This window comes from Flavobacterium psychraerolatum (assembly GCF_025960985.1).
Taxonomy (GTDB): domain Bacteria; phylum Bacteroidota; class Bacteroidia; order Flavobacteriales; family Flavobacteriaceae; genus Flavobacterium.
Window position 1 is genome coordinate 1 of sequence record NZ_JAOQMX010000049.1, and the last position, 13,898, is coordinate 13,898.

The window sequence follows — 13,898 nt, forward strand, 5'->3', positions numbered from 1 at the left end:
AACCAGGATAAAGATCTAATTTTAATGGAAAAATTAACCGCATAATTAATAATCGAAATTTAGAATAATACTCTTGTTTTATAGGGGTCAAAACATACCGCACGAATCATTTCATGTAGTTCATAAATTGAAACAAAAATTATTTAATACCGAAAAACGTCCTTCACCCCAAGCTGGGAGAGCATGATTAAGTAACGCTAGTGCGGGCATCCCGTTCTTACTAAGAAACTACACCATAAATTTTAGTATATTATTTATAACCTTTTTGCATTAATAGAACTGATATAATTATGGTTACGAGTAACACGCTTGCGCGAGGGCTGGGGTTAATTCGAACTGTTACCTCTTTACCTGAAAACCTACCCTTCCCCAGAAACTTCACACAATGATTTTTACTTTTCAAAACAACAAATGACCTCTACATTTGAAATGCTTGACATTGCTATCCGAATTATATTTTTAAGAGCTTTGCTAATCATCGAATTATCTATCAAAGAAATCAACTGTCAGAAAACAGATTTAGTCGAAAAATACTTATTTTTACCAATCGTTATCTAAATTTAGCAACTCTAAATTAGGATAATTTTTAAGAAGCCATTGATTTGGATTTTTTTTATTGAACAATAATGATATTATATATAAATTTATAGGCAAAATCCCAATTCCAAAATAAAACAATTAAAAGTAGTTATCTACACTTTTTATTACCATTTCAAAAACTTAACCTAATTGAAAAAAGTGTACTGACTGATTCACATCACCTACATTCTAAATATTTTTAAATGAACAGTACCCCCTCTTCTAAAAATGCTAAAAACATGTATAAGTTTAGCAAACTAAATAAATTTAGTTTTCTTTTTTTTACGATACAATTTCTAATTGTAACCATATTCCTTTTTTACTATAAACTAACTTATTCTGCTTGGGGTAGTTTACCCATTATCGCCTTATTTTTGTACTTTTCAACATCAAAAAGCCTTAGTTTTAATCAAAAGTCCATAGTATCTGTTTTTTCCATATTAGTTTATTTTACATTTTCTTTTTTATTGTATGGCAAATCTTTTGATGTTATTGTTTTACTCTATTTAATGCCTATCGTTTTACTTATCATAATTCGGCATTATAAATTATTATTATTTCTATGCCTCTTTATAGTCGCAATTGTATCAATTATATTGTATTTTGATTTCTTTGGATTCGATTATGGAAATGCAAAATATTTTGAAAAAAATTTCACTACTCTATTTTTTTATTTTATTGTATTGATGATGATGATCTTTCTGATTGTTTTACTTACTGCGAGTACACATGTAGTAAAAGATGTTATAGATGATCTAAAAGCTAAAAATCTTGAATTAGAAGAATCTCGAGTAGAACTGAAAAAACTTCAAATTAATAAAGAATCTTTTTTTGCAATAATGAGTCATGAAATAAGAACTCCATTAAACGCAATTAAAGGAATATCGGACATACTTAAAAACAAAATACAAAGTGAAGAAGACCAAACCTTCTTGGAACTAATGGATTATTCCTCTAATCACTTATTAGCTTTAGTAAATAACATATTAGATTTCACAAAACTAAACGATGGTGTTTTCTCATTACAATATTCAGAATTTAATTTAACTGGTGCTTTAAATTCATTATTCAAAATGAATGAAAGACTCGCGTTAGAAAAGGGATTAGCATTTGAAATTCAAACTGCAAACAACATTCCCGATTTTGTTTATGGAGATAAAAACAGAATCAATCAAATTGTTTTGAATCTTTTAAATAATGCTATTGAATACACCAAAAAAGGATCGGTAAAAATGCTCGTAAATGGAAATTACGATTTAGATAACAAGAATAAATTTGAGCTACAAATTACTATTTCCGATACCGGAAAAGGATTTGATAAAGAATTAGGCGAAAAACTTTTTCAAAAATATGCCACTTCAAACACTTCTACAAACAGTGTAGGACTGGGATTAACCATTTCAAAAGGATTAATTGATCTGATGAACGGAAGTATTTTATTTGATTCTAAACCAAATAAAGGGACAACATTTTATATTAAAATTCCATTGCCAGTTATAGAAAACAACGCTAGTAATTCAGCTAAAATCGAACATAACTTTCAAGATACGGCAATAAATATTCTTTTGGTTGACGACAATAAAATAAACTTACTAGTTTTAGAAAAACAGTTAAGAAACAAATTAGAGAACTGTCATTTCACAACAGCTAAAAACGGATTAGAGGCATTAAACCTAATTAAAGAAAACCAATATGATCTTGTATTAATGGATGTAATCATGCCTGTTATGGATGGTATAACGGCTACAATACATGTTCGAAATCTTGAGGATGAAAACAAAAAAAACATACCAATTATCGCATTAACCGCCAATGTAGGTGAAAAAGAATTATCGGAATGTACGAATGCTGGAATGAATGATTTTATAACAAAACCATTTGAAATTAATGCTTTATTAAAAACAATTCTTAATCATTACCATACTAAAACACTTTAAATAAAAAACAAAATCAGTACTCGACGAGTCTCGAATAATCATTTTTTATGCTAGTTTAAATATAAGCCTATTAATAAATTATTTAAATGAAAAACGAGGGTACTACTCTATTTTTTATTTCTTAGTGGTTTAAAACGCGATTGATTTGCGAAAATATTTTCACATCACTTTTTCGTTAACAGACAAATTAACGATAGCATGCAATTGCATCCCTTCACCGCAAAGGAAAGCAACTAAAACAAAAAGGTACCTCTGTAAAAACAAATAGCTTTTTAAGTAGCTTTCAAACCAAAAATAAGTCGACAAAATAGAAAGTCACTACAACAGATGATACCTATTTTATAACGATAACAACTGTTGTCAAGATAGCTATCTTTACAGGATTAAACCAAAAAAATTGTTGTGAAAAACGTATTAAAACACTGTCTAAAAAACAATGACCTCGAATTTATACAAGTTATTTTAGATAATGATTTGGAAGTAATGGTGCTAGATTTACTATAGTTGCCATTTGGAACAGACAAGGATTACCATTTTACGCTATCAGATTAATAAATCCAAATTTCGGCAAGTACCATGATAGTATACTTCATTTTAAAACGAAAATATACTCAGATTAAAAAAAAAAAAAAATGAAGTCTCAAATATTTCAATTATTTGACCTATATCAAATTTTTTGTTGAAAAACAACTTTAGATTTGCAGCAAATAATTTATAGAAATAATGGAAATTACACAATTAGAAACCTTGCCGAAAATTGATAAAAATAGTCTAGAACGTTTAGAAAAAGCATTAAAGCATCTCCAAATCGGAAATGGAGTAATTCTAGTAGATGATAAAAATAGAGAAAATGAAGGTGATTTAATATTTTCTGCACATAATATGACTGTTAATAGTATGGCACTTATGATTAGAAAATGCAGTGGTATTGTATGCCTGTGTTTAACTAATGAAAAAGCAGATTTACTAGAATTACCCTATATGGTTAAAGAAAATACGAGTAGTTTTCAAACCCCGTTTACTATTACAATTGAAGCAAAAGAAGGGGTAACCACAGGTGTCTCAGCAAAAGATAGATTAAAAACTATCCAAGTAGCTTGCGCAGATAATGCTAAAAGCGCTGACTTAGCAAGACCAGGACATATTTTTCCATTAAGAGGTAGAGATAATGGTGTATTTGATAGAGAAGGTCATACCGAAGGAAGCATTGATTTAATGAAATTAGCAGGATTAAAACCAGAAGCCGTATTGTGTGAATTAATGAATGACGACGGAACTATGGCCGATAGAAGTACTATTATAGAATTTGGAAAAAAGCACGATTTAGTCGTTTTATCAATTAAAGATATTATGGAATATCGTAAATTTGTCCGAGACTACAATTAAATGACAAACTATCCAGAACTTGCTAATTACATTAAAAAAAACATTGATATAGAAGAGAATGAGTTGAAAATCATTCTATCTTATTTTAAAACAATAGATAAAGATAAAAACGAAATTTTACTTGCTCACGGGAAAGTGAGTCAAGTGAGTTATTTTGTTATAAAAGGTTGCTTAAGAATATTCTACATCAATGATGTTGATAAAGAGGTTACTCGCTATATTGCCTTTGAAAATCATTGGGCAACAGCTCTTGTAAGTTTTATAACTAACGGGCCAGCTCAAGAAACAATTCAGGTCATTGAGAAAAGCAAACTCTTGTATATAAGTCACGAAGACTTTAGACATCTTATGGATATTAGCCCCAAATGGAAGGAATTTTATACTATCTATTTAGAGAAAGCCTATGTTAATAATTCCAAAAGACTGATGTCTTTTACCACATTGGATGCTTCAGAAAGATACAATCAATTATTTAAAATAAATCCAACTATTGTTAAACGTTTACCAAACAAAATAGTTGCTTCTTATATCAATATTTCACAAGAGACTTTGAGCAGAATAAAGTCTAAAATCTAAAAGATTTTCTAGGATAGCCGAAAAAAAGTCCTATCCCCGAAAGGGAGTGTAAATACCATAAAAGAGCATAAACATAACTGTTTATGCTCTTTTATGGTATTTTAAATCGTTATGCAGTTAGATAATCAAAATTGAGTAAAAAAGAAGACACAAATAGCCTTCATAAAATAGTCTACTTTCTGTTCGAGTGAAACGGAAACCACAATTTGCATCTCGACTGCGCTCGATAAGACAAAATTATATTGGTCTATAGTGTATCACTATCTGGTGTCAATTGAATCAAACCACTATTGGATCGACTTTTTAAAGATTTTTTGAAAAGAAGTACTTTTTCAGAGCCATCAGCAAAATATCTGTCCATTTTAGCCCAGATAGTAGTGAAAATGGTGCACGAAAAAATATTATTATTTTCTTGCCACAAAGAGCGACCAGAGGAAGCTCCTTTGGGGCAATTGAAAATAAAGTATTTTGAGAAGCCATTGCAACGGATAGCTGGAAATAGCTACAAATCGAAAAAGACTACCCATATATTTGGTCAAAATGTGTAATTTAGTGGCAAAATAATTTAGCATGTTTCATTTGTTTAGAGAAAATATACGCATTGCAATGGGTTCTATACGAACACAAATTTTGCGAACGATTTTGACTGTGATTATTATCGCCATTGGTATTACGGCTTTGGTGGGGATTTTAACAGTAGTTTCAGCACTAGAAAATACGATTGCAACCGATTTTTCATCTATGGGAGCAAATACTTTTTCGATTAAGCAATATGAAAATGAACTGCGCAGTCGCCGTGGTGAACAGCGAAAAATCATAAATCCAGTGATTTCATATCCAGAGGCAGTGGCATTTCAAAACAAATTCCATTTTCCACTTACAGAAACCTCCTTGTCTTTTAAAGCAACTAGTACTGCCGAAGTAAAATTTGAAACAGAAAAGACAGATCCCGAAATTTCGGTGATGGGTGTAGATGATTATTTTTTGGTGAATTCTGGGCTTGAAACGAGTTCGGGACGAAATTTCACCAATTTTGATATTAGTAACAATACCTATTCCTGCATTGTGGGTTCTGATTTTGAAAAGGGATTATTGAAAGATGTGAATCCAATTGGAAAAACGATTTCGATTCGAGGTGCTCGTTTTAAAGTCATTGGTGTTCTAAAGGAAAAAGGAGCTACTTTTGGGAACAATCAAGATTTGCGAGTATTGATTCCGATTCAGCTGGCGCGTTCTTTGTTTACTGCTCCCAACATAAATTATACGGTGAGTATTTTGACACAGAAAAATGAATTACTAAATCAAGCAATAGATCATGCTATAAGCACCATGCGCAACATACGAAGATTAAGTCCTGTTAAAGAAAATAATTTCGGAATTGTGCGTTCTGATGATTTGATCAATAAAATACTGGGGATTACAAAATACTTGGGATTGGCTTCATGGGGAATTGGAGTGATTACCATTCTAGGTTCCTCGATTGCGTTGATGAATATTATGATTGTATCGGTTACGGAAAGAACGCGAGAAATTGGGGTTCGAAAAGCTTTGGGCGCCAAAAAATCGACTGTTGCTATTCAGTTTTTTATCGAAACAATGCTGATTGGACAATTGGGTGGAATTATAGGTATCATCCTTGGGATTTTGATTGGTTTTGGAATCGCAACAGCAATGAAATTTGATTTTGTAATCCCATGGTTAGCGATTTTCGCCGCTTTTATGACAAGTTTTATCGTTGCTATTATTTCAGGCTTGTATCCTGCGATCAAGGCAGCAACACTTGATCCTATTGAAGCCTTAAGATACGAATAGTCATTTTTGAGTTTTACGGTGATATTTAAAGAAAACATTGTGCCGCACCAAAATTATTTTCCAATACACAAAAAAATAGCGTTTGTTTGAACTTAGTTTAAACACTTAAAATAATAAAATCATTTAAAATCTTATTTACCTAAACACTTCCATTAACCATTCGATCGTTGCCGTAAATATCTTTGCGTAGTTCTGTCTTTTTAAAATCTAGTTTTTGAAGTAATTCAATCATTTCTTTTCCGAGATACTGGTTAATTTCAAAATACAACTGGCCGTTTGACACAAGATTTTTCTGAGCGAGTTGCGCAATTTTTATATAAAAAATCAAAGCTGCATCATCTTCTACAAAAAGAGCTAAATGTGGCTCGTATTGCAATACATTTTTTTTAATTTCTACTTTTTCTATATTACGAACGTATGGAGGATTCGAAACTATAATATCAAATTCTTGTTCTAAATCAAGGGTTTCAAGAATATTTTTTTCTAAAAACACTACCGACACTTCATTTAATTCTGCGTTTTTTTTTGCAGTTGCCAAAGCTTCTGGAGAAACATCTATGGCAAAAACCTGAGCATTCGGAATGTTTTTGGCTAATGAAATTGCAATACAGCCCGACCCTGTACCGATATCCAAAATTTTTATTTTTCGACTGGTCTCCTGTTTCTTTTGCCCTTCCAGTATCCACTCGACTAACTCTTCCGTTTCTGGTCTCGGAATCAATACATTCTTATTAACCTTAAAATCAAGCCCGTAAAAATGAGTCGTTCCTAATAAATACTGAACAGGAATTTCTAATTCAAGTTGACGTTTTATTTCATTCCAAACTAATAATTCCGCTTCAGAAAAAACTAAATCTGGCTGTAATGCCAAATCAACACGCTTTAATTGGTGTTTATTTTCTAAAATTAAATAAAAGAAACTCTCCGCTTCATCTACTCCATATAGTGGAGACAATTTTTCTATGAATTGGCTACGGTATTGTCTTATAATCATGGTTTGATGGGTATTCGAAATTGAAGATTAAAAAAGTCTTGCAAAAGTAACAATAGTTGACTGCAATTTTCGATTTATCTTTAAAACTAAAAACCAAAATAGTATTTTTGCTTTATGAATACCAACGAAAAATACATTCAGCGTTGCATTGACCTTGCGAAAAACGGATTAGGAACTACCTATCCAAATCCTATGGTGGGTAGCGTTATCGTACATAACAATACCATTATTGGAGAAGGATGGCACAAAAAAGCGGGTGAAGGCCATGCTGAAGTGAATGCGGTCAATTCTGTAAAAGATAAGTCTCTATTATCTCAGTCTACTATATATGTAAGCCTAGAACCTTGCAGCCATTTTGGAAAAACACCACCATGTTGTGATTTGATAATTGCAAGTAAAATACCAAATGTGATAATTGGGACTGTTGATCCAAACAATCAAGTATCAGGCGCAGGTATCAAACGATTAATTGAGGCAGGCACCCATGTCACTGTTGGCGTTCTCGAAGCCGAATGCAATGCGCTTAACAAACGTTTCTTTATTTTTCATCGAAAAAAAAGACCCTATATCATACTAAAATGGGCCCAAACCGCAGATGGATTTATTGCTCCTCTAGAACGCGACGAGCAAAAACCAGTTTGGATCACCTCTGGCCCTGCGAGACAATTGGTACACAAATGGAGAAGTGAAGAACAAGCGATATTGGTAGGAACTCAAACTGCCATCGATGACAATCCAAAATTGAACGTCCGTGACTGGACAGGAAATAATCCTGTTCGAATTGTTTTGGATCGAAAAAATCGTATCCCACAAAATTACAATCTCTTTGACAACAACGTAAAAACTATTATAATTTGTGAATCAACCAGCAATCAAAGCACAGAAAATTGTATCTTTGAGAGTATTGATTTTAAGAAAGAAATAACAAATCAGATTATCGAAATCTTGTACCAGCACCAAATTCAGTCAGTTATAATCGAAGGAGGAAGACACACTTTGCAATCCTTTATAGATAATAAACTTTGGGACGAAGCTTTCGTTTTTGAAGGTTCTATAAATTTCAAAAAAGGAATACGTGCGCCAGTATTAACCAACCACTCGCTTTTTGACCATAAAAAAATAGGTCAAGACGAACTTAAAAAATATAAAAATCATGATTGAATCCATTATATTTGATTTTGGTGATGTTTTCATCAATCTTGACAAACCAGCAACTTTTGACGGATTAAAAAAGTTAGGTGCTCCAGAATGGAATAGCGAACTTGACCAATTGAATCAACAGTTTGAAATGGGAAAAATTACAGAAGAAGATTTCTTAAGTGGCATTCAAAAACACTGTCCAAACGCTACTATTCCAGAAATCAAAAAGACATGGAATGCCATTCTATCAGATTTCCCTTTGTATCGCTTGGAATTCTTACAAATGCTTTCAAAGAAGTACCGTTTGTTTTTACTTAGTAATACCGATGCAATTCATATTGCACAATTTCAAAAAAAAGTCGGCGAAAGTTTTTATAATGATTTCTACCACTGTTTTGAACATGTTTACTTTTCATTTGAGGTGGGTATGCGAAAACCGAACATAGAAATCTACGAACATGTTCTAAACAATCATAGCCTTGAAGCCCAAAAAACTTTATTTGTGGATGATAAGAAAGAAAATACAGATGCCGCCAAATCATTAGGCATACATGTTTGGAACCTTCAAGTGGGTAAAGAAGATGTAGTTGATTTATTCGAAAAGAAAATAGTATAAAAGTCAAAAAAAAAAGAGGAACTCAGCCTAAATTTGGTTTATTCTGAATATTTATTTTGTTCATTAATAAAAAACATACCGAGGGACACCTGAATCAGCGATATCTTCTTATTAAAACACCTTTTGACTCCCTTTATAGTTAAGTGATTATATGCTAGCCAGTGGCTTCGTGTAACAATGCAGAATATTTTAAAAACAAGTACAACTTTTCGATACAAATAAAAAAGAATAAAATCAATTACCTTATTGGAGACTACAGACACTTATAAAACGATTGCCGCAGCTTCAGAAGAAACATTGTTCAAAGAAAAGAGCAGCAAATTCTTTGGCTATGCCTTCCCCATAACTACTGAAGAAGAAGTAAAACCAATCATTGAGAGGTTACGCAAAATACATCCTCATGCTCGTCACATCTGTTATGCATACCAAATAGGAACCGAAACGATTCAATATAGAGTCAATGAAGATGGAGAACCAAACAACACTGCAGGAGCTCCTATATATGGTCAAATACAGTCCTTCGGCCTCACTAACATACTTTTATTAGTGGTTCGCTTTTTTGGTGGCACAAAACTCGGCGTCGGTGGGTTAATAACGGCCTACAAAACCGCTGCACAAATCACTATACAAGCCAGTGAGATTATCGAAAAAACAATTGACGTACACTACCTTATTTCTTTTGACTACCAGAACATGAACAAAGCCATGCGAGTAATCAAAGAAAAAAAAATCGATATCGTCAATCAAGAAATGGTGATTGATCCCGAAACCAATCTTCCAACGGGTAAAATCGAAATTAAAACTAGAAAAAAAAATGCCGAAATGATTTTCGACATTTTCACAACACTATACGAAATTGACATCATTATTAAAGAATAATGAATCAATCAACGGATCTTCTTACATTACTTTTAAACACTCTTTGATATACTCTGGAGGTGCCATTGGACGACCTGTTTTCATATTTACAAAAACAAGGATTGAGTTCCCAATTGTTAACAACTCCATTTCTTCATTATAAATTTCATAATCAAATTCTATTTTAACAGACGTCTGACTTTTAAATATTGTTTTAACGGTTAACAAATCATCATAGCGTGCTGGTTTTTTATAATTCGTACTCAATGAAACTACTGGTAACATCACGCCGCTTTCTTCCATCAATTTGTACGAAACCCCCATTTTCCTTAGCCATTCCACGCGTCCCATCTCAAAATATTGTGCATAATTACCATGATACACTACGCCCATCTGGTCAGTTTCTGAGTAACGTACCCTTACTTTTAATTCGAATTCTTTCATAATTATTATCTATTTTACATACCTAAATCAGACTCATTTTTGATCGCTTACAACAATATTTGTTGATATTCAACCCCCAAAAATTTTTTTTTACAGAAAATTGTTCACATATTTGTTAACCCAAAAAACCGCTAAAAAACCGTTACTTTTCCACGAAGTAATCTTATACAAAATTAAATAATTTAGATAGAATTTATGACTAAAACTGCTCAATCAGTATGGGAAAATTGTTTGTCCTTTATAAAAGACAACATTCAAGACCAAGCCTATAAAACTTGGTTTGAACCAATCAAGTCAGTTGAGCTAACAGATAACGCACTTTATATTCAAGTACCAAGTAAATTTTTCTACGAATGGTTAGAAGAACACTATGTGAAATTATTAAAAGTAGCTTTAACAAAAGAACTTGGGAAAAATGCAAAGTTACTCTATAAAATCAAAATGGAGAACACTTATGGCAACAAACAACCTTTTACAGAACAGTTACCTAGCGCCAATAGAGTTCAAATGAAACCTCAAGAAGTTGACGCTCCTTTAAAAAACTTAAATCCTGAATTAAAAAATCCATTTGTAATTCCTGGAATACGTAATTTAAAAATCGAATCGCAATTAAACGCCAATTATAGTTTTGACAATTTCCTTGAAGGAGACTCAAATAGATTAGCACGTTCTGCAGGTATGGCTGTAGCCAACAAACCAGGAGGAACATCATTTAATCCTTTATTAATTTTTGGAGGAGTAGGACTAGGTAAAACACACCTAGCTCATGCTATTGGAGTTGAAATTAAAGATAAATATCCAGAGAAAACAGTTTTATACATTTCAGCAGAAATTTTCACACAACAATATATTGACTCGGTAAAGAAAAACAATCGTAATGATTTTATTCACTTCTATCAGTTGATAGACGTATTAATCATTGACGACGTGCAATTCCTTTCTGGTAAATCAGGTACTCAGGATGTATTTTTTCACATTTTCAATTATCTACACCAAAACGGAAAACAGGTTATCTTGACTTCAGACAAAGCACCTGTTGACATGCAAGATATTGAACAAAGATTATTATCCCGTTTCAAATGGGGATTGTCTGCAGAAATTCACCAACCCGATTATGAAACTAGAATTTCGATCTTAAAAAACATTCTTTATCGTGATGGAGTAGAAATTCCAGAAGACATTATTGAATATGTTGCACGCAACATCAAATCTAATGTAAGAGAACTGGAAGGAGCGATCATTTCCTTAATCGCACAGTCTTCTTTTAACAAAAAAGAAGTAACCATTGAGTTGGCAAAAAGTGTCGTTGAGAAGTTTGTTAAGAATGTGAAACGCGAAATTTCAATAGATTATATTCAAAAAACAGTTTCAGAATATTTTCAATTGGACTTAGAGATCTTACAATCTAAAACAAGAAAACGACACGTGGTGCAGGCAAGACAATTAGCAATGTTTTTTGCTAAGAAGTTCACCAAAGCATCCTTGGCTAACATCGGTTCTCAAATTGGAGACCGTGACCATGCTACCGTTTTACACGCTTGCAAGACAGTTGACAACTTGGTCTCTACAGACAAACAATTCAAGAAATACGTAGATGACATTCATAAAAAACTAACGCTATAAAAAGCACTATGTCAGTCAAAATTTTAATGGTATGCTTGGGAAATATTTGCCGCTCCCCACTAGCCGAAGGTATTTTAGCCTCCAAACTTCCAGCCGCTACATTTTCAGTAGAATCGGCTGGTACAGGTTCATGGCATATTGGTCATTCACCCGACAAGCGTTCTATTGAAATAGCCAAAAAAAACAAACTAGACATTTCAAAACAGAAGGGAAGACAATTCGAAACAACCGATTTTGAGACTTTCGACTTCATCTATGTGATGGACCATTCCAACTACAAAGACGTAGTGGCAATGGCTAAAAATGAAAAGCAAATTTCAAAAGTTAAAATGATTTTGAATGAGCTATTCCCTACCGAAAATGTAGATGTTCCTGACCCTTATTACGGAACAGATAATGGATTTGAAATGGTCTACAAGATGCTTGACGAAGCATGTGATATTATTAGTGAAAAATTAATAGCCCAACAGAATTAAACCAAGCTTCCCATTTTTACAATCTAAAAAAAAACTACCTACCTATACTTAATAACTAAATCAAAATTAATTAATCCATATGGATCAATAACATTGACTTAGCCATAAAAACTTTCAAAAAGATAGATTTTCAGCCTTTGTCTAGTTTATATCCATTTACAATCCCCTCAAAACAACAACAATAAAACCATAAGTGCTTATCAAGTATCTTTTATAAATATAACTTTGTTTTAACCAGTTCGCTATAAAAACCGAACCCTTACAGTCCACTTATTAGAGACTTTATTTTAAAACCAAAAAATATTTATAAATTATTTACTATGAAAAAAACAGCTTTTTTATTATTGTTATTACCTCTTAGTTTCTACTTATTTTCATGCTCAAAAGATTCACCTGAGCAATCATCAATCGTAAAAATCCCAGCTCTGGTAGTAACAAACTACAAATTGATAACGGTACCTGCAGATCCAGGATCAGGAAAAAAATGGGAATTCCAAACAGATATGTCAGATGATTTTGAATACGCTTATACCACTTCAAACATTAAGACTACTTTTGGAAATGGTAAATGGACTAATTTCTACCATAATGGTTGGGATGGTCCCGGATTAACCAAATGGAAATATGAAAATGTAACAATAGTAGACGGCATACTTAAATTAATCACCACGCGAGTAAGCGGAGAAACCAAAGATTACGATTACGGCGGATCTACCAAAACAGGCAAAGCGACAAGACTTGGTGCAGTAGTATCAAATAAACAAATTGCATACCCTGTATATATTGAAAGTAGAATTAAAATTGCTAATAGTGTAAATACATCAGGAGCATGGCTATTAAGCCCCGACGACACACAAGAAATTGATTTTATGGAGGCTTGGGGCGGAAAAGCAGCAAGAAATAATGTTTCAGGCGGAATACAGTTTTCCAAAACAATACATCTGAGTCATCATATATTTATAAGAAATCCGTTTCAAGATTACCAACCTAGTGATATTACAACTTGGTATACTGACTCAAAAGTTGGAGATTGGTCAGATGCATATCATCGCTATGGTGTATATTGGAAAAGCCCAACTGAGTTAGAATATTATATAGATGGCATACTTGTTCGTTCTACAAATAGTCTAGACAATGCAGGATTAAAAGATGGAATTGACCCAAAAAACTTTACTTCGCCAACCAAAGAGACAGCAAATAGAACAGGATTAAGTAAACCTATGGATATTATATTTACCATGGAAGATCAAAATTGGAGAGCAGGAATTGGTTGTACTCCAACAGACGAAGAAATAAAAAACACAGATGACCACAGCATGAAGATTGACTGGATTCGTATTTTTAAACCTGTAACCAAATAATAGTTCCTTTTTAAACACAAAATCCTATTTGAGTCACATCAAATAGGATTTTTTAGTTAAAGGCCTATTGCAAATACTGATTAAATCCCGTTCTTT

At 32.6% G+C, this 13,898-nt stretch carries 13 protein-coding genes; 11 read left to right on the forward strand and 2 right to left on the reverse strand.

What is annotated here, in order from left to right:
* Window positions 1-411: 411 nt before the first annotated feature.
* The 5 genes from M2326_RS15010 (at window position 412) to M2326_RS15030 (ending at window position 6,290) form a co-directional block, all read left to right on the forward strand.
* Window positions 412-558, forward strand: a complete 147-nt coding sequence (locus M2326_RS15010) for a hypothetical protein (protein WP_264620361.1) — start codon at window positions 412-414, stop codon at window positions 556-558.
* 707 nt (window positions 559-1,265) lie between these two features.
* Entirely contained in the window at window positions 1,266-2,516 is a 1,251-nt protein-coding gene (locus M2326_RS15015) for a response regulator (RefSeq protein ID WP_264620362.1), read from the forward strand.
* A gap of 723 nt (window positions 2,517-3,239) precedes the next feature.
* Complete coding sequence (gene ribB / locus M2326_RS15020; RefSeq protein WP_264620363.1) at window positions 3,240-3,902, forward strand: 3,4-dihydroxy-2-butanone-4-phosphate synthase; 663 nt, start codon at window positions 3,240-3,242, stop codon at window positions 3,900-3,902.
* Window positions 3,903-4,478: a Crp/Fnr family transcriptional regulator gene (locus tag M2326_RS15025; RefSeq protein WP_264620364.1), complete on the forward strand. Its 576-nt coding sequence runs from the start codon at window positions 3,903-3,905 to the stop codon at window positions 4,476-4,478.
* A gap of 570 nt (window positions 4,479-5,048) precedes the next feature.
* A complete protein-coding gene (locus tag M2326_RS15030) occupies window positions 5,049-6,290 on the forward strand; it encodes an ABC transporter permease (protein WP_264620365.1) in 1,242 nt (413 codons plus the stop codon).
* 139 nt (window positions 6,291-6,429) lie between these two features.
* On the opposite strand, the gene prmC is transcribed toward M2326_RS15030, so the two are convergent.
* Window positions 6,430-7,284 (reverse strand): peptide chain release factor N(5)-glutamine methyltransferase, encoded by an 855-nt coding sequence (gene prmC, locus M2326_RS15035; RefSeq protein ID WP_264620366.1) that lies wholly within the window; start codon window positions 7,282-7,284, stop codon window positions 6,430-6,432.
* A gap of 114 nt (window positions 7,285-7,398) precedes the next feature.
* On the opposite strand from prmC, the gene ribD reads away from it, so the two are divergent.
* The 3 genes from ribD to M2326_RS15050 all read left to right on the forward strand — a co-directional run bounded on the left by ribD (window position 7,399) and on the right by M2326_RS15050 (window position 9,919).
* Entirely contained in the window at window positions 7,399-8,445 is a 1,047-nt protein-coding gene (ribD, locus tag M2326_RS15040) for a bifunctional diaminohydroxyphosphoribosylaminopyrimidine deaminase/5-amino-6-(5-phosphoribosylamino)uracil reductase RibD (RefSeq protein ID WP_264620367.1), read from the forward strand.
* Window positions 8,438-9,040, forward strand: a complete 603-nt coding sequence (locus M2326_RS15045) for an HAD family hydrolase (protein WP_264620368.1) — start codon at window positions 8,438-8,440, stop codon at window positions 9,038-9,040. The genes ribD and M2326_RS15045 overlap by 8 nt, the downstream gene beginning before the upstream one ends.
* A 246-nt stretch (window positions 9,041-9,286) precedes the next feature.
* The gene (locus M2326_RS15050) at window positions 9,287-9,919 is read left to right on the forward strand and encodes an IMPACT family protein (protein WP_264620369.1); all 633 of its coding nucleotides are present in this window, start codon (window positions 9,287-9,289) and stop codon (window positions 9,917-9,919) included.
* 21 nt (window positions 9,920-9,940) lie between these two features.
* Here the strand turns inward: M2326_RS15050 and M2326_RS15055 are convergent, their stop codons facing one another.
* Window positions 9,941-10,342 carry an acyl-CoA thioesterase gene (locus tag M2326_RS15055; protein WP_264620370.1) on the reverse strand — a complete coding sequence of 134 codons (402 nt, stop codon included), beginning with the start codon at window positions 10,340-10,342 and terminating at the stop codon, window positions 9,941-9,943.
* 195 nt (window positions 10,343-10,537) lie between these two features.
* Here M2326_RS15055 and dnaA point away from each other — a divergent pair, with 195 nt between their 5' ends.
* From dnaA to M2326_RS15070, 3 genes are all read left to right on the forward strand, one after another.
* Window positions 10,538-11,965 (forward strand): chromosomal replication initiator protein DnaA, encoded by a 1,428-nt coding sequence (dnaA, locus tag M2326_RS15060; protein WP_264620371.1) that lies wholly within the window; start codon window positions 10,538-10,540, stop codon window positions 11,963-11,965.
* A gap of 8 nt (window positions 11,966-11,973) precedes the next feature.
* On the forward strand, window positions 11,974-12,441 hold the full coding sequence (locus tag M2326_RS15065) for a low molecular weight protein-tyrosine-phosphatase (RefSeq protein ID WP_264620372.1): 468 nt from the start codon (window positions 11,974-11,976) through the stop codon (window positions 12,439-12,441).
* A gap of 320 nt (window positions 12,442-12,761) precedes the next feature.
* Window positions 12,762-13,802, forward strand: a complete 1,041-nt coding sequence (locus M2326_RS15070) for a family 16 glycosylhydrolase (RefSeq protein WP_264620373.1) — start codon at window positions 12,762-12,764, stop codon at window positions 13,800-13,802.
* Window positions 13,803-13,898 lie beyond the last annotated feature (96 nt).